Annotated in this window: 17 protein-coding genes and 1 pseudogene; 4 read left to right on the top strand and 14 right to left on the bottom strand. The window is 52.2% G+C overall.

Going from position 1 to position 16,708, the window contains the following annotated elements:
* Window positions 1-28: 28 nt before the first annotated feature.
* The 5 genes and pseudogenes from KJS40_RS00850 to rsmI all read right to left on the bottom strand — a co-directional run bounded on the left by KJS40_RS00850 (window position 29) and on the right by rsmI (window position 5,498).
* A pseudogene (locus KJS40_RS00850) lies at window positions 29-751 on the bottom strand (IS5 family transposase).
* A gap of 197 nt (window positions 752-948) precedes the next feature.
* Window positions 949-2,832 (bottom strand): potassium transporter Kup, encoded by a 1,884-nt coding sequence (locus KJS40_RS00845; protein ID WP_213538700.1) that lies wholly within the window; start codon window positions 2,830-2,832, stop codon window positions 949-951.
* Window positions 2,833-3,373: 541 nt separating this feature from the next.
* Window positions 3,374-3,826 carry a phosphohistidine phosphatase SixA gene (sixA, locus tag KJS40_RS00840; protein WP_213538699.1) on the bottom strand — a complete coding sequence of 151 codons (453 nt, stop codon included), beginning with the start codon at window positions 3,824-3,826 and terminating at the stop codon, window positions 3,374-3,376.
* Window positions 3,827-4,089: 263 nt separating this feature from the next.
* Window positions 4,090-4,329 (bottom strand): thioredoxin family protein, encoded by a 240-nt coding sequence (locus KJS40_RS00835; RefSeq protein WP_025042147.1) that lies wholly within the window; start codon window positions 4,327-4,329, stop codon window positions 4,090-4,092.
* Window positions 4,330-4,622: 293 nt separating this feature from the next.
* Window positions 4,623-5,498, bottom strand: coding sequence for a 16S rRNA (cytidine(1402)-2'-O)-methyltransferase (gene rsmI / locus KJS40_RS00830; protein ID WP_213538698.1), 876 nt, complete (start codon window positions 5,496-5,498; stop codon window positions 4,623-4,625).
* Between the two features lie 97 nt (window positions 5,499-5,595).
* On the opposite strand from rsmI, the gene KJS40_RS00825 reads away from it, so the two are divergent.
* The 3 genes from KJS40_RS00825 (at window position 5,596) to KJS40_RS00815 (ending at window position 8,075) form a co-directional block, all read left to right on the top strand.
* Complete coding sequence (locus tag KJS40_RS00825) at window positions 5,596-5,934, top strand: YraN family protein (RefSeq protein ID WP_244859633.1); 339 nt, start codon at window positions 5,596-5,598, stop codon at window positions 5,932-5,934.
* A 108-nt stretch (window positions 5,935-6,042) separates the two neighbouring features.
* The gene (locus KJS40_RS00820; RefSeq protein WP_213538696.1) at window positions 6,043-6,624 is read left to right on the top strand and encodes a BON domain-containing protein; all 582 of its coding nucleotides are present in this window, start codon (window positions 6,043-6,045) and stop codon (window positions 6,622-6,624) included.
* An 83-nt stretch (window positions 6,625-6,707) separates the two neighbouring features.
* Window positions 6,708-8,075: an FAD-linked oxidase C-terminal domain-containing protein gene (locus KJS40_RS00815; RefSeq protein ID WP_213538695.1), complete on the top strand. Its 1,368-nt coding sequence runs from the start codon at window positions 6,708-6,710 to the stop codon at window positions 8,073-8,075.
* Between the two features lie 86 nt (window positions 8,076-8,161).
* Here KJS40_RS00815 and KJS40_RS00810 read toward each other — a convergent pair whose 3' ends face one another.
* The 4 genes from KJS40_RS00810 to KJS40_RS00795 form a co-directional block, all read right to left on the bottom strand.
* Window positions 8,162-8,785, bottom strand: a complete 624-nt coding sequence (locus KJS40_RS00810; protein WP_213538694.1) for an SCO family protein — start codon at window positions 8,783-8,785, stop codon at window positions 8,162-8,164.
* Between the two features lie 7 nt (window positions 8,786-8,792).
* Entirely contained in the window at window positions 8,793-9,689 is an 897-nt protein-coding gene (gene cyoE, locus KJS40_RS00805; protein ID WP_213538693.1) for a heme o synthase, read from the bottom strand.
* Between the two features lie 142 nt (window positions 9,690-9,831).
* On the bottom strand, window positions 9,832-10,437 hold the full coding sequence (locus KJS40_RS00800) for a hypothetical protein (protein WP_213538692.1): 606 nt from the start codon (window positions 10,435-10,437) through the stop codon (window positions 9,832-9,834).
* Entirely contained in the window at window positions 10,406-11,128 is a 723-nt protein-coding gene (locus tag KJS40_RS00795) for an SURF1 family protein (protein ID WP_213538691.1), read from the bottom strand. Before KJS40_RS00795 ends, KJS40_RS00800 begins: the two co-directional genes overlap by 32 nt.
* 60 nt (window positions 11,129-11,188) lie before the next feature.
* Here KJS40_RS00795 and KJS40_RS00790 point away from each other — a divergent pair, with 60 nt between their 5' ends.
* Window positions 11,189-11,383, top strand: coding sequence for a twin transmembrane helix small protein (locus tag KJS40_RS00790; protein WP_025042156.1), 195 nt, complete (start codon window positions 11,189-11,191; stop codon window positions 11,381-11,383).
* A 24-nt stretch (window positions 11,384-11,407) separates the two neighbouring features.
* On the opposite strand, the gene KJS40_RS00785 is transcribed toward KJS40_RS00790, so the two are convergent.
* From KJS40_RS00785 to coxB, 5 genes are all read right to left on the bottom strand, one after another.
* Complete coding sequence (locus tag KJS40_RS00785) at window positions 11,408-12,259, bottom strand: cytochrome c oxidase subunit 3 (protein ID WP_053111337.1); 852 nt, start codon at window positions 12,257-12,259, stop codon at window positions 11,408-11,410.
* Between the two features lie 32 nt (window positions 12,260-12,291).
* Window positions 12,292-12,498 (bottom strand): DUF2970 domain-containing protein, encoded by a 207-nt coding sequence (locus tag KJS40_RS00780; RefSeq protein WP_072769003.1) that lies wholly within the window; start codon window positions 12,496-12,498, stop codon window positions 12,292-12,294.
* The gene (locus KJS40_RS00775; protein WP_213538690.1) at window positions 12,495-13,052 is read right to left on the bottom strand and encodes a cytochrome c oxidase assembly protein; all 558 of its coding nucleotides are present in this window, start codon (window positions 13,050-13,052) and stop codon (window positions 12,495-12,497) included. The genes KJS40_RS00780 and KJS40_RS00775 overlap by 4 nt, the downstream gene beginning before the upstream one ends.
* 119 nt (window positions 13,053-13,171) lie before the next feature.
* Window positions 13,172-14,764 (bottom strand): cytochrome c oxidase subunit I, encoded by a 1,593-nt coding sequence (gene ctaD, locus KJS40_RS00770; RefSeq protein ID WP_213538689.1) that lies wholly within the window; start codon window positions 14,762-14,764, stop codon window positions 13,172-13,174.
* Between the two features lie 16 nt (window positions 14,765-14,780).
* Window positions 14,781-15,920 carry a cytochrome c oxidase subunit II gene (coxB, locus tag KJS40_RS00765; RefSeq protein ID WP_213538688.1) on the bottom strand — a complete coding sequence of 380 codons (1,140 nt, stop codon included), beginning with the start codon at window positions 15,918-15,920 and terminating at the stop codon, window positions 14,781-14,783.
* Between the last annotated feature and the right edge of the window lie 788 nt (window positions 15,921-16,708).

Raw genomic sequence — 16,708 nt, 5'->3', positions numbered from 1 at the left:
AAATTAACTAATCCTCCTTAGATGCCTGCTAGCACAATCTAAGAGCTTCGACAATCAAGATAAAGTGGGTGAAGCAAGTGAACTTTACATACAGTTTCTTCGAAACATGAAAAGATACGGCGGATTCTTCAGTCTCCCAAACAATCGCTCAATCTCGTTATGCTGCCGGTAATAACCTTGTTGTATTCCGAAAGCTCAACCGGATTAGAATTGAGCGGGACTACTGCAATGAAGCAAAGGTCCACCGCAGTTGTAGTGTTTCATTTCCTTGATAAGCGCGATCCATTACCAGACGAACCGGTGAGAGGGACTTATTTCAGGCTGTTGAGCGGTTTGTGTCCCTTCACGGCCTCGTGACTCTGTCCAAGGGGCAGGACAAATGGATAGCCGTTCGAGCATCCGATGGCAACCATATGAATTTTGCTGCTCCATCCTCCGCGCGACTTGCCAATGGATTGTGGATTGTTTTTTTTGCCCCGGTGCTGTCCGGATGAATCTCACGAGGGCTCTATCTAGGGAAACGGCCTCGATCTTGATGCGAACGATCCGTGCTCGCCGCGGTGGCTCAATTATCTGATCCAGCAAACCTCTTTTACAGCGGTTCATGCGAGTGTAGATAGTGTGCCAATTACCGAAGTATTGGGGGCAGACTGCACCTTGCAGACATGCTCGCTACATACAAAATGGCGTTCAATACGCTTAGATTGCTGAGACTGACATTGCCCCGCTGAAGCGGCAGACAGTGTACGATTCGCTCGTACTAGGCTTGAGTGATTTCCCTGCCTATAAGTATGCCTGAATGCATGCAATATGGCTATTAGAGTTAATATCCCCTAACTGGTAAAAGCGCACTCGAAGTTTTTCTTCCGAGCGCACCATTCCTGAAACCATCCTGCGTTTTCTTCCCGCTCCGGTCGCCATTTTATGAATAACTCATCCTGAAACCCGTTATATCTCAACCCGCGCACCCAGTTCGAGAACACGATTTGCGGGGAGCTTGAAGTATTCGGCCGCATTGCTGGCGTTGCGCGCCATGGTTGCAAAAAGCCGCTCCCGCCACATTGCCATCCCGGCCCCGGGGCTGGGCACCACGATATCGCGACTAAGAAAAAATGACGTTTTAAGCTGCTCGAACACAAGCCCATGGTGTTCACATAATTCGAGCGCATAGGGCAGATTGGGTTCATCCTTGAAGCCGTATCGAACGGTAATCTGGTAGCAGTTTTCCACTAATGGCTTTACCGATATTCGCTCGTCTGCTGGAATCCAGGGAGTTTCGATATACGTTACAGTCAAAAACACTACGCGCTCGTGCAAGACCTGGTTATGGGCAAGGTTATGCAATAGCGCGTGGGGTACTCCATCCGGGTCGGCCGTCAAAAAAACAGACGTCCCCGCAACGCGCACCGGCGGGTGCGCAGTCAGTGACTCGAGGAACGGCATGAGCGGTATTGCAGCCGAGCGCAGGTGCTCAAGCAGGATGTGACGCCCGCGATTCCACGTAACCATGACAAAATAGATAACTGCTCCAATTGCCAATGGAAACCAGCCCCCTTGAGCGATTTTGAGAATGGTGGCGGCAAAAAATACCGTATCGATCGTCAGGAAGAATCCGGTCGCCAGAACGCATAGCAGCCACGGGTAATTCCAGGCATAACGAAGTACGAAAAAAGTAAGTATGGTTTCAATTACCATGGTAGCGGTCACGGCGACACCGTAGGCGGACGCAAGACTGGATGACGAGCCAAACCCGAGTACCGCCATGATCACGGCTGCCAGCAGCATCCAATTGACGAAGGGAATATAGATCTGGCCGATGGTTCGATCCGAAGTATGCTTGATCTGCATGCGCGGCAGGAATCCCAGCTGTATCGCCTGTCTGGTCACCGAAAAGACCCCGGAAATAACGGCTTGCGATGCAATCACTGTCGCTGCGGTAGCCAGTCCTACTGCGGGATAGAGCGCCCAGGAGGGGAAAAGCAGGAAAAAAGGATTGGCGATTGCCAGCGGATTCGAGAGCACAAGTGCTCCCTGCCCAAGATAGTTTAGTATGAGTGCGGGAAGAACGCATCCATACCATGCCAGACGTATCGGTTTCGGTCCAAAGTGTCCCATATCGGCATAGAGGGCCTCTCCACCCGTTACCGCCAGCACCACGGCGCCGAAAGCAATAAACGCCAGCCAGCCATTGTTGAGGCAAAAGGCGACGGCATGAATGGGATTAAACGCTGCCAATATCTGTGGCGCAACAGCGATGTTGGTCAGGCCGGCCAGTCCCAGGGTAGCGAACCATATGAGCGTCACTGGTCCGAATAGGGTACCAATGCCTCCTGTACCGCGCTGCTGCAGCAAAAAAAGCGCGATCAGCACAATCAACGTTATGGGAAGTACGTAGGGTTTGAGAAGGGGAGTTGCAACCTCCAGTCCTTCCACGGCGCTCAATACGGAGATAGCCGGGGTAATGACGCCGTCGCCGAAGAATAATGCGGCACCAAACGCGCCAATGGGAAACAGGAAATTACGCAGCCGCGGGCGACCCGCGACCGATGAGCTCGCTAATGACAGCAACGCCATAATGCCGCCCTCCCCATGATTGTCCGCCCGCAGGATCAATGTGATGTACTTGAGCGAGACCACAATCATGAGCGTCCAGAAAATGAGCGAGATGACGCCGATTACATTGCCTTCGTTGACCGCAAGTCCGTGGATAGGGTCAAAAACAGTCTTCATGACGTATAGGGGACTTGTGCCGATATCCCCATAGACGACGCCGAGCGCCGCCAGGCTCAGCAAACCCAGGGATTGGTGGCCGACGGTTTTTTTTGATTCCATATTTTGGCTGGTCTTGATCGTTGCACCGGAATGCACGGTCACCTGATGAGAAAAAAGCAGTGGGTGGGAAATCGTATGTAAGCGAAAAGCCGCGAAAACTTAAGGGGTTTTTTGCGAGTACAAAGGTACGGTACACGTTAATTAAATTTGGACGCCTTTGGACGGGCTAAATTTAACGCACCCGGATATCCGGTTCGGCTGTTCTGGCTGAACCTAATGATTTAATGATCGCCACTGACCGCCGCGGCACGTTGATGCATTGTACACGAGCCGCATGCACGGGCACAGGCGACCTGTCAGGCGTCGCCAGTCGCGGGTTCAGGCTTGGCGCCACAGTTATGTACTGGAATTTTCGGCGGCATTATCGGGGACTAGCGGCGTTGGCGGGCTATGGCATGGTACTGCTGATTCTGCTTACGTTGCCTCTCGCTCAATCAAAAACCATTAGTGACCGGGAACAGGTGAATATCTGTCGGTCCATCCCCGGGTCAAGATCGGCAAAATGGTGTGAACTTCTTTTTAAGATCAGCTGACAACTATTTCACAACATATCGGGTGAAATGCTGACGCGTAACCCCGTTTCCTCGACACCCTCCTTTGTTTTGTGACTGAACCACCATATCGCACCCTTCCGCATGTGCCATCCCGCGGGTTCGCCGGATATAAGTAAGGCTGCAACTTCCCCTAGCGTGGGCTGATGGCCCACCACCACGACTGCGCCTTTGGCATCTGGCCAACCAGCGGCTGCAAGAACTGCTTTCGCCGACGCGGCGGGTCCAATCTCTTTGACGGTTTCAAAATCTTCGTCAAGTGCGACGGCAGTCTGCTGGGTTCGCTCAGTGGGACTGACTATCATCCGCGTGTTTTTGGGTAGCCTTGGTTTCAGCCATTCCGCCATCGCGCGCGCTTGTTTCACCCCCTTTTCGGTCAGTTCTCGTGCGCTATCCGGAGTACCGTCCTCAGCTTCAGCATGGCGCCATAGGATGAGTTCCATTGTTCCTCCTGCAGTTGGTGGTCATGATAATACCGATGATATTTTCTCAGTATAGAAGAAAACTCGACTTCATACCGTCAACGTATGCTCGGCCGTGCTACTGATTTTTAAAAAATTCCGGTGTTCGCCAGACAGGGGCGCCCAGGGGAGGGGAAATGCGGGGGATTTGGGCTTGGGTGGAGCGGCGGGAAGTAGTGTTATATCTTTATAAGGGGAAAAAATGTCCTGCAAATGGCGAGCAGTTTGCCCGCCATTCCCGACAATTAGGACTTCAATGCCGACATCGGTGCACCAAAGTTGATGTGGAAAGGTGCGCCATTGATGACAATTGCGGGCACCGACTTGACGCCAGCCGCTTCAGCAGCCGCGATACGATCCTTTTGCTCGCCGAGATTCACAAGTTCAACCTCGTAACGGTCGGTGTCCAGAGCGTCCGCAATCTGCCGCTCGGCTTCGACACATACGGGACAGCCAGCGTGATAAAAGGTAGCAGGTGTTTTCATAGTCGACTCTCCAAAAAATTTAAATGTCAGTGGGGGCTACCCACGTTCGCAAGAACCAGTTGATGTTACCATGCGACCGGGTATTATAGTCGCTGCCCCAACCTTGCGCCAGCCTCATCAGGATCATGCTCGGCCTGAGCTCGTTGACAGCATATCCGGAACGGATGAAGTATCAGGAAGCGCGTGCTCGATCAAATGCCCGGTTTATTGATTGGAACCCTTTAGTTCACCCCGATGTTTTTTGCATAAGCCTCCCCTAGGGCGTGGCTAGCGGCACTGGAGGGCACCTGTGGCTACTTTGGTTGATTTTTCGCCCGTTGTAGTAAAAGAGCCTGCGAATAAAGAGTATTTTTGCTTTCGCCGCTGATCTCCGCAGATAGCGTTACCGCATGCTTTAGCGGCAAGTCGCGCAACAATAGCTTCAGTATATGTTGGGCCTGTTCAGTCAATTCCGCCGGGTTCGGTGCTTCTGCGCCGGATACCAGCAGTACGAACTCGCCCTTTTGACGATTGGTGTCAGCCTGGAGCCAGACAAGGGCGTCGCCGAGCTCGCAACTGTGGATGGTCTCGAATAATTTTGTCAATTCTCTCGCAATCGTGACTCGGCGTTGATCACCCAGCACCTTGGCCAAGTCGGTCAGACACTCGAGAATGCGGTGGGGCGCTTCGTAGAATATGATGGTGTATGGCTGTAATTTCAACGCTTCCAGCTCCCGCCGCCGCTGCCCACCGCTGGCGGGGAGAAAACCATAAAATAGAAACTGGGCCGCGGTGATTCCTGCTGCCGAGAGAGCGCATACTGCCGCGCTGGCGCCAGGGATTGGGACTACTTTGTATCCCTGTTCCCGCACCAGCTTAACGAGAATTGCCCCAGGGTCAGAGATTCCCGGGGTGCCTGCATCGGTAACGAGCGCCACTGCTTGCCCGCGCGACAACAAATTGACGACCTTTTCTACGGTGGCGTTTTCGTTGTGGCGATGCAAGGCCATCATCTTTCTACTTATCGAATAATGCCTCAGTAAATTAGCGGTGGTGCGGGTATCCTCTGCGGCAATCACATCTACTGCGGAAAGTATATCCAGCGCGCGCAGGGTGATGTCGCGGAGGTTTCCTATCGGCGTAGCCACTATATATAACGTGCCTGGCGCGGGTAATTCCTTTGATTGCATTTGGCGGTGTTTGGCGATTGCTGGGATGCTGGGTATTGTAAAATATATCTTTATCGGTATTTGGATAACTGCGCGGTACACTTATGGAGCATTCAAATTGAATGGGAACGAGGCGGAGCGCTATGCGGAGGCGTTTCTTCGGCGCCATGATCTCGTTTTGCTCCAAAGGAATTACCGTTGCCGCTTTGGCGAAATTGATCTCATCATGCAAGATGGTACGACATTGGTGTTCGTCGAGGTGCGTATGCGTACAAGTCCAGCCTTTGGTGGGGCGGCGGGCAGCATAACTTTTGTAAAGCGAAAAAAATTGCTATGTGCGGCGCGCCACTATCTTGCTGCCCTGAAGTTCGAGCCGTCGTGCCGTTTCGATGCGGTATTATTGTCGGGCCGTGGCGGTAAGGAGGTTGAATGGATCAGGAACGCTTTTGGAGAATAGCAGCATACCATGCGTCATGGAAACGACTTGTGCTCATTTGGATTAAAAAATTGCTGGAACCGGGCCGCATGATGCTGATGCGGTTATTTATTTTTGTTAGGGGTATGAATGCTTAATCGGAATTTGAAGTGGTTGCTGATATTGTTGTTTCCCTTCCTTTCAGGCTGCGCAGTGCTGGTTGCGGCCAGCGTGGTGTCGGGTGTTGGCGCCGGCGCGGCGGTATCCCAGGACCGGCGTACCAGTGGTATGTTCGTGGAGGATGAGGGGATAGAGTTTAAAGGCGGCCGGCGAATCAGCGAGAAGATGGGCAGAGATGTTAATGTCAACGTTACCAGCTTCAATCGCAACGTGTTGCTTACAGGCGAGGCGCCGACCGATGGATTGAAAAAGGAGATTGGAAAACTGGTGACGGGCGTGGAGAACGTACGAAAAGTCACCAATGAGATAGCGGTAGGCGACGTGAGTTCGTTCAGTTCCCGCAGCAATGACGCATTGCTCACGTCCAAGGTCAAGGCGCGTTTTCTGGATGGCGGAGAGTTTCAGGTCAATCACGTTAAAGTTGTTACTGAAGATGCTGTGGTTTATCTGCTGGGCCTTGTAAAGGCCAAGGAGGCAGACAGTGCGGTGGACATTGCACGATCTACAAGTGGTGTTCGGAAGGTTGTGAAAGTTTTCGAGTACCTGGATTAAGTTTTTTGGAAAGGTTTGACCGAGCAGGTACCTTACTTTTTTAGGATGGAAAAGCGGAGCCGACGGGTAATAGGAGGTCTCATGTGATTACGCCTGGTTTCATTGCCAAACTTGTCGGTCTGCTTCCGCCGGATCGGATATATACGGACCCGGTGGATTGTTATGCCTATGCGTATGACAACACGCGAAAGATTTTTCCACCGGATGCAGTGGTATTTCCGGTTACCACCGCCGAGGTGCAGGCGGTCGTGGCGCTTTGCAACGACTTTAAGGTTCCGCTAACGCCGCGCGGACGCGGCACCGGGACCTCGGGCGGAAGTCTTCCTGAGCAGGGCGGGGTGGCGTTATCCCTGGAGCGGATGCTACGCATCGTCAACATCGATCCCGCCAATCGTGTGATTGTGGCTGAACCCGGCGTTATCAATCAGTCGATCCAGGAAGCGGCGAGGCCTCATGGCTATTTCTGGCCGCCTGATCCGTCCAGTGCGGGCTACTCAAGCATAGGGGGAAATCTGGCGACCTCCGCGGGGGGGCCACATGCCGTCAAATATGGGACGACACGTGATCACGTGCTGGGGCTCAAAGCGGTTACGGGCGCGGGAGAGATAATCCGGACGGGTTGCTATACCACCAAAGGCGTGGTGGGTTATGATCTCACGCGACTTTTAATAGGCTCGGAGGGTACGCTGGCCGTTATTACGGAAGCAACACTCAAGCTTACTCCGCTCCCTCAAGCTTATGGCGGCCTCACTGTGCATTACCGGGACCTTGCGAGCTGTGCCGCAGCGATAGTCCGGGTTATGGCGCTGCCGCAGACACCCAGCGCACTCGAATTCCTGGATGCCGGCTCACTCGACCTGATACGTGGCCGATTCCCCGATATGCTGCCGCTGAACGCCAATGCGATGCTGATGATTGAAATGGATGGGTCCGAGCAATATATTTCGGAATCACGTGCGGCGATCCTTTCTGCATGCCGCAACGAAGGACTCATCCATGCGGATGAAACAGTGGATGCCGCGAGTTTATGGCTGGCGCGAAAAACGTTGTCTCCGTTACTACGCGATATCGCACCCAAAAAGATTAATGAGGATGTGGTTGTACCGGTTTCGGCACTACCTCGATTTCTGGATGGTTTGATGCAGCTGAGCGGTAGATATCGTATTGCCAATGTCAATTTTGGTCATGCGGGCAATGGCAATATTCATGTCAATCTGCTCGTAAATCCGGATTGCGCCGATGAGATGAGCCGTGCGGAAAAATGCCTGAATGAGATATTCGATCTGGTGATCGAGCTCAACGGCACGCTTTCAGGCGAACATGGCGTGGGCAGCGAAAAACGCGCGTTTGTCGGGAAGGAGATCGATGCGCCGACGATAACGTTGATGAAAGCGATCAAACGCGTGTTTGATCCTAACAATATACTGAATCCGGGAAAGCTATTCCCTTGAATCGTGGAATTACCTCAGCCTGAGCTTATTCCAGACCCGCCATGATGTGGAGAGCCGGGACTAAATCAGCCTTTGCTGCAGTTATGCTAACTTGTCGTTCTCAATAGCTCGGAAAGATCATGAGCGAAAACATCGGCGTCCTTCTCGCTGCTTACGTATAACCGAAGCTTTCCCTTCGTATCATAGATATAGGTACCGGTAGAGTGATCCACGGTATGGTGTCCGGGGGATTCTCCCTCCTGTTTTTGATAAATGGCCTTGAATTCTTTTGCGACCTTTTTTGTCGTCCGCTCATCGCCGTATAAACCAAGAAATGTCGGATCAAAAGCCGACAGGTATTCCTTGAGCACCGCTGCAGTATCACGTTCGGGGTCTACGGTAATGAATAATACCTGGACACGCGAAGCCTCGGGACCGAGCTCTTTCATCGCAGCGGCGAGTTTGCCCATCGTGGCGGGACATACATCGGGGCAATGGGTATAGCCAAAAAATACGACTACCGCTTTACCCTTGAAGTCCGCAAGCGTACGCATTTTGCCGGTCTGGTCGACCAAGTCGAAATCCGCACCAAAGTTGGCATTGGTGATATCCGTCGAGAGAAATGCCGGTTTGGGGGCGCTGCCGTCGCTGCAGGCTATGAGCAGGAGCGCGGCCAGAAGCGTTGCCGCCGCTGGCCATAGTGTGCTCGAATGGAATTGCCTATGCTTCACACGCTTGCTATAACCGAATGTAATGATCCACCAGCAGCACCGTAAACAGCGCAGCCAGATACCAGATCGAATAACGGAACGCCCGGCGCGCAAGCTGATCGCTATAATCGAGGTATATTTTTACCGCATAGTATAGAAATACCGCATCCAGCGCCAAAGCCCCGGTAATATAGATGAGTCCGCTCATCTGCGTGGCATAAGGCATCAATGTGACTGCGATGAGTATCAGCGTGTATAGCAGAACATGCAGGCGCGTGAACTTATCGCCATGGGTAACCGGGAGCATCGGCATTCCCACCTTTGCGTACTCGAGCTTGCGGTATAGCGCCAGCGCCCAGAAGTGGGGCGGTGTCCAGGCGAAGATGATGAGAAACAGAAGCAGCGCGTCCGAGGACACCTCTCCCGTCACCGCCGCCCAACCGAGCACGGGCGGCATGGCGCCGGAAGCACCGCCGATGACGATATTCTGCGGTGTATTGGGCTTCAGTATGACGGTATATATGATTGCGTATCCGACAAAAGTCCCCAGGGTGAGCCACATGGTTAACGGATTCACCAGCTGGTGAAGCATGAGTAATCCGGCCCCGCCTACCAGCGCAATAAAGAACAAGGTTTCGGGCGAGGTAACCGTTCCTTGCGGCAATGGCCTGCCACGTGTACGATTCATTATCGCATCGATCTTTTGCTCAACCAGGCAATTGACTGCCGCAGCCGCGCCGGCTACAAGCGCAATTCCCAGCGTACCAAATATCAGCACGTTTAGCGGCACAGCGCCGGGTACTGCGAGAAACATGCCGATAACCGCGGTAAAGACGATCAGTGATACAACCCTCGGCTTCGCTAACCGATAAAAGTGTTGCATACGTGAGGCGGTCTGTTGCCAGGCAATACTCGTAGTAGACATAATGTTCATCTCCTAATCAGGCGCAGGCACTATACCTGCACTTACCGACTTCAAAGGATCGCTGCAATCGCGGGAATTCGTCAGCTATTGCAATGATCTCGGTTTTCGTTTCAATGTTCCGGCGGCGCCAGCGGATATCAGCTCAGTGGCGCTTGTCCGTTCCCATCGCATGTTCCAATTGAGAAACCTTGAGCAGTCGCTTGATGTCCTTCGACATCTTTGTCGGATCCACGTCTTTCGGAAAACGCATTATAAGATTTCCTATTGGATCGACAAGGTAAATATGGTCGTGCTGGGAAACCTTGGCAGGGATCGCTTTGAGCAGGTCGCTATCCTTCGCATTAATAAACAGGGTGCCTTCAAACTCACCTGCGAGTTCCGGCGAAGGGACTTCATTATCATCGATCAGCCATAGCCGCTCGATTCGATCCCGTTCGGCATTCTGCACCAGGCGCACCTGACGCATGTAATATAATTTTTTGTGACATCGCTCGTCACATTTTCCTGAGTCAATTGATACTAATGCCCATTTGCCACGAACTTGACGCATGCGAAAAATCGTCTGGTCAGTTTGATTTAAAGCGCTCCCAGCCAGGGACTTAACTTCGAGTAGTTCACCATAGTTAACACTGTCAGGTCGTACGCTCGAGAAAAACAGTGCATAAGAAGCAATAATGGGCGCGCAAAACGTTAGCAGCAGTAAGATCAGCGTCCGTCTATTTTTCCTTGGGGCGATTTCGTTTGACACTTAACACCAAATAAATAATCAGTACAGCCAGCGCCATGGCAAACCACTGAAGCGCATATCCGAGATTCTTGGCGGCACCCGAATCGGGCCGCACCCACTGACGCACCAACCCATCCTTCACATCGTCTTTTTGCAATATCATCACCGGCTGCAACGTCAATCCCGTAGCGCGCCGATAACGCTCAAGGTCAAGATTTTCCCACACTTTACCCGATACAACTTCCGTTGACAGTTCCAGTGTTTTTTGTGACGCTATCGTTGCTAATCCTGAGACAACCACATCGCCATTTGGTGCAGGCACCTCTGGCAATTTACTACGGTCCCGATTTGCTGGTGCCCAACCCCGGTTCACCAGAACGTGCATTGAGCTTTTACCTATCCTCAGCGGGGTGATTACCTGGTAACCAGCCATTCCCTGAAATATCTTATTGTCGAGGTAAATCGTGTGTGCCGGCACATACTCGCCTCGTGCCTCGACCTGACGGTACTGAAAATCTTCGACCCTGACCGGAATTTCGGGTACCGCTACAGCAGGTTCTTTCGAAAGAAGATCAAGTCGTTCCTGCCGCGATTCCTTTTCGTCGGCACGGGAAAGCTGCCAATTGCCAAGCTGTATGAAGATTACTATACCGGCTGTGGCTGCCACTGTTGACCACAATTGCGGCGTGAATCGCCAGCCTAAAATAGTCATTGGATAGTATGCAGAACTCGGCTAAACTTGTTCTCAGACCCAATAACTACAGGACTGACCTTGAAAATCGTTGTCGTTCTATTTCTCCTCTTTATCCTCGGCAGCCTGGCGTCCGCGCTATATTACGTAATCAAGGATAAGGGAAACGGCATACGTGCGGTTAAGTCTTTGACCCTGCGCGTTGGGCTATCAGTCTTTCTGTTTGCCATGCTCATGCTGGGGACCTATTTGGGATTCATACCGCTGAGTCATTAATACCCAGCGGTATGATTTACCTACTTATACAAGCCAGTAGACGAATATGAACAGGCCCAGCCAGACCACGTCCACAAAGTGCCAGTACCAGGCAACGCCTTCAAAGCCGAAATGATTCTCCGGCGTGAAGTGACCCGACAGTACGCGGCAATAGATGACGAACAGCATAATGGAACCCAGCGTCACGTGGAAGCCATGGAAACCCGTCAGCATGAAAAAGGTTGCGCCATAGGCGCCGCTTGTCATCTTGAGGTTGAGGTCAGAGTAGGCATGGCCGTATTCGTAGGCTTGCAGGCCGACAAAGAGAAACCCCAGGGCAAAGGTGAGAAACAATCCCAGTTTGAGCTGGCCGCGTTTATTGAGCTTGAGTGCCCAGTGCGCCCAGGTGACCGTCACCCCTGAGGTCAACAGCAAGACGGTATTGATTGCCGGCAGGCCCCACGGACCCATGGGGAGGAATTTCTCGGTGATGCCAGGGCCGGCTGTGGGCCAGTCCGCCGTGAAATTCGGCCACAGTATTTTATGTTCCAGATCGCCCAGGTCAGGAATGGAATGCGCCCGCATGTAATACAGCGCGCCAAAGAAGGCGCCAAAAAACATGACTTCGGAAAGAATGAACCAGCTCATCCCCCAGCGGAAAGACGCATCCACCTGCTTATTGAACTTGCCGCTCTCGCTTTCGCGCGCCACGGTGCGAAACCAGCCGAAAAGCATGTAAAAGAGTATGGCAAAGCCCAATGTCAGCATCGCGTAGCCCACTGGCATCTTGTTGACCGAGAACGCCGCGCCAAACCCCATGAAAAACAATGCTATCGACCCGGTCATAGGCCAGGTCGATGGCGCTGGAACGTAATAATTGCTTCCTTCCTGGCTCATGCTCTTTCTCCTGCTTGTAATTGATTAATTTTCTATGTCACAAACTTAACTAGCAACACCAAGGCTAACACAAACACCGCGGCACCAATAATTCCCCCGATTACCACCTGCGCCGGAGTCAACGAACTTGCATCCATTTCGAGATCGCTTTTCTTGCGAACACCGAAGAAAGCCCAGGATACTGCCTTTGCAACCTGCAAAAAAGTCGCCTTTTTCGGTTTTGTGCTGTCGTCCTTCAACCTTTATCGACTTCACTTTTCATATTCGTAGCCTGGTCGACTCCAATTTCAAAAAAGGTGTACGAAATAGTAACGGTATTCACATCTGCTGGAAGCCCAGGTTCTATCATGAATTGAACCGGCATCTGCCGTGTCTCATTGGGCTTCATTACCTGTTTGCTGAAACAGAAGCACTCAAGTTTCTTCAGATGTTTGACCAGCAGCATCGGACTGTAGCTGGGTATCGCCTGACCGCTGATTTCCCGATTGGAGTTATTTGTAACTTCGTACATTACCTCCACCAATTCGCCGGGATGTACACGCAGACTGGATTGCAGGGATTTGAACTGCCAAGGCAGCCCACGTGTATTGGCGTCTAGTTCGACCGTTACCCAACGGGCGGTATCCACTTGCGAGTTCTCGGTAAGCGTATCCGCCTGCAAAAGATTATTGAGTCCCGTCACGTCGCAAATCTTCTCGTAAAACGGAACCAACGCGAAGCCGAAAACGAACATGACCACTGAAAAAATCAGTAGCTTCTTCATTATTACGGTATTTGCTTGGATTACGCTCATTGCCAGTTTTTTACGATAACCGTTACAAAAATAGCTACGACGATTGCCAGCAGAAACAGCGCTGTTCTAATTGCCCCGCGCCTTCTCTCTGCATTTTGCGTCACGTTCCGCTCCTGTTCCTACTTGATGACCGGCGGCGTTACAAAGCTATGGTATGGCGCAGGGGATGGCAATGTCCACTCCAGTGAGGTCGCACCTTCCCAAGGCTTTGCCGGTGCTTTTGCGCCCCCGCGGATGCACTTCAGCACTACGTAAAGGAACAGTAACTGGCTAAGGCCGAAACCAAATGCACCTATGCTGGAAATCATGTTGAAATCGGCGAATTGGAGTGCGTAGTCGGGAATACGACGCGGCATGCCCGCCAGTCCCAGGAAATGCTGCACAAAGAAGGTCAGGTTGAAAAAGACCATGGACAACCAGAAATGCCATTTACCCAGCGTTTCGTCGTACATATGCCCGGTCCATTTCGGCAGCCAGTAATAGGCTCCGCCGAATATTCCGAACAGCGCACCCGATACCAACACATAGTGGAAGTGTGCAATCACATAGTAGGTATCCTGTACCTGGACATCGATCGGCACTATCGCGCAAACGACTCCGCTGAACCCACCAAGAGTGAACAGAAAAACGAAGCCAATGGCGAAAAGCATGGGTGTTTCGAAGGTCATGGAACCACGCCACATGGTGGCGGTCCAGTTGAACACTTTCACGCCGGTCGGAACCGCGATCAGCATGGTGGCGTACATGAAAAACAGCTGTCCGGTCACCGGCATGCCGGCAGTGAACATGTGGTGGGCCCAAACGATGCAGGACAGGATGGCGATCGAAGCGGTGGCATACACCATCGAGGAATAGCCGAACAATGGCTTGCGCGCAAAGGCCGGGATAATTTCCGAGACGATGCCGAATGCCGGCAATATCATGATGTAGACTTCGGGGTGGCCGAAGAACCAGAAGATATGCTGGAACATCACCGGGTCACCGCCGCCCGCCGCATTGAAGAAGTTGGTACCGAAGTTGCGATCCGTCAGCAGCATGGTAACCGCTCCCGCCAGCACCGGCATCACCAGAACCAGAAGGTAGGCGGTGATGAGCCAGGTCCATACGAACATCGGCATCTTCATCAATGTCATGCCCGGCGCCCGCATGTTGAGAATGGTCGTGATGATGTTGATCGATCCCATGATGGACGAAGCGCCCATGATATGGATGGCGAAAATCGCCATGTCCATGCCCATGCCCATCTGTACCGACAGCGGCGGATAAATCGTCCAACCACCGGCAGGTGCGCCGCCCGGCACGAAGAACGAGGTCAGTAGCAGCAAGGCCGCCGGGGGCAATAGCCAGAAACTCCAGTTGTTCATACGTGCAAAAGCCATGTCGGGCGCCCCGATCATCATCGGCACCTGCCAATTGGCAAAGCCGACGAACGCCGGCATGATGGCCCCGAATATCATTATCAGGCCGTGCATGGTCGTCAACTGGTTAAAAAACTCCGGATTGACGATCTGTATGCCGGGCTGGAAGAGCTCGGCGCGGATAGTCAGCGCCATCACGCCCCCGGTCAGGAACATCAGAAAACTGAACCACAGATACATCGTGCCGATGTCTTTGTGGTTAGTGGTCATCAACCAGCGCATCATGCCGCTGGGATGATGATCGTGAGCGTCGTGTGCGTCGTGCGGAACGTCGTGATCGTGTACTGCTGCCATGGTGTCCTCCTTGATGCTATTTTCTGAACTGGTTGATTTCCGATGGCTGCACCACGTCTCCTGCGGTATTCCCCCAGGCATTACGTTCGTAGGTGACCACCGCCGCGATTTGTACATCCGACAGGTGCTTGAATGCAGCCATTGCCGTGCCGGTCTTGCCATTCATGACAATGTCGACATGGTCGGCCTTGGGACCGTTGGCGATCTTCGAGCCGTCCAGCGCGGCAAAGGTCCCGGGTATGCCCTGGCCATTGGCCTGATGGCAGGCAACACAGTTGGCGGCATAGACTTTCTCGCCTTCGGCTTTCAGTTCTTCTGCCGTAAATACTTTGTTTACGTCCTCGGTCGCCGCAGCGGTCTTGCTTTTCTGTTCAGCCACCCACTGGGCATATTTCTCCGGCGTCACCGCTTCGACTACGATCGGCATGAAGCCGTGCTCCTTGCCGCAGAGCTCGGCGCATTGGCCGCGATAGGTGCCAGGCTTTTCAATGGTGAACCAAACGTCGCGTATGAAGCCGGGGATGGCGTCCTGCTTTACGCCCAGGGCAGGTACCCACCAGGCGTGCAGTACGTCGTTGGCGGTGAGCAGTACGCGTATCTTCTTGCCGGTGGGCACAACCAGCGGGTTGTCTACTTCGAGCAGGTAGTTCTCACCCTTGGGCGCGGTGTTCTCGATCTGGTCGCGGGGGGTGGACAGGCTGCTCAGGAAACTGATGCCTTCTCCTTCGCCCGTCAGGTAGTCGTAGCCCCATTTCCACTGGTAACCGGTGCTCTTGATGGTGATCTCGGAGCTGGAGGTGTCCTTCATGTCGATGATGGTCTTGGTGGATGGATAGGCCATGCCAACCAGGATGAGGAACGGGATGCCGGTCCAGATGATCTCGACCGTGGTGCTGTGATGGAAGTTGGCCGCCGGGTAGTTCAAGGATTTGCGGTGCTTGAGTATGGAATACAACATGACCCCGAACACGCCCACGAATATCACCAGGCATATCCATAAAACCAGCGTGTGAAGATCGTATATCTGCTGGGCTATCGGCGTTTGCGGCTCGGGCAAGTTTAACTGGTAAGGATCCGCCGCTGCCGCCATTCCCAACCCGGAATACAATGCGGTCGCCACAATCCCAACTATGGTTGCTGCTGCTTTGCTACTCATATCTCCCCCCACTTGATTGCTGAATACAGTACGAGCCAATAATTCCAAAATTTTACGACCTTTGACTGGTCCCACGGACTGGCTTCCAGATCATTTTTGTTTAGCTCGGCGCCTACCTGATAGCCGGGAAAAAAGCATCCTGATTACCGGATGTTTTCTGCCTAATAGCCATGTTGCGAATGTCGGTAATTGTGTTATTCTACGGCCTTATGCCGATTTTAAACATTAAGAATAATGGCATGCCCATAAGTTCAAAGTTTCAGCTGAAAACAAAAATTTGTTATGCGCAGTCATTAATAAAATCTAAACAATTAATTTCCTGATTAATACTCAATACCGCATCATCAAAACAGGAAACGAACGAAAGCTCATCAAACCGGGTTACGTTTATATCATGAAAATTTTATGTACTATGCTTATCGTATTAAGCATAGTACATAAATTGCCGAAGTTGCCTTAACCCATATTTAATGCGGTTTTCCGGCTGAAATTATTCCGATTTTCTGTTGGTGCCGATCAAATTTCTTCAGAATTTCACAACATCTGTTTCAACTATTATCCGAATCGCCACTACTGAAACGGAAAAATTCTACCACAGCAAAATGGAGCGTACAAGAAAGAAACTTTATCCCGTTAAGCAAAATTAATAATGCCCCTATTCTAAAAAACGGTATTTCCCCCTCTTCTAATTGTGGTAATTTTACCCTATTTGAATTATGGTAATACGAGTATTCAGGCGTCAATTTATCCTTTTGGCATAGCGCGGCCCCGCTCCGTACGGCGCAGTT

The organism is Nitrosospira sp. NRS527 (genome assembly GCF_018406445.1).
Taxonomy (GTDB): domain Bacteria; phylum Pseudomonadota; class Gammaproteobacteria; order Burkholderiales; family Nitrosomonadaceae; genus Nitrosospira; species Nitrosospira briensis.
The sequence above is the reverse complement of the archived record's forward strand: the minus strand, read 5'-3'. Positions and strand labels throughout refer to the sequence as shown.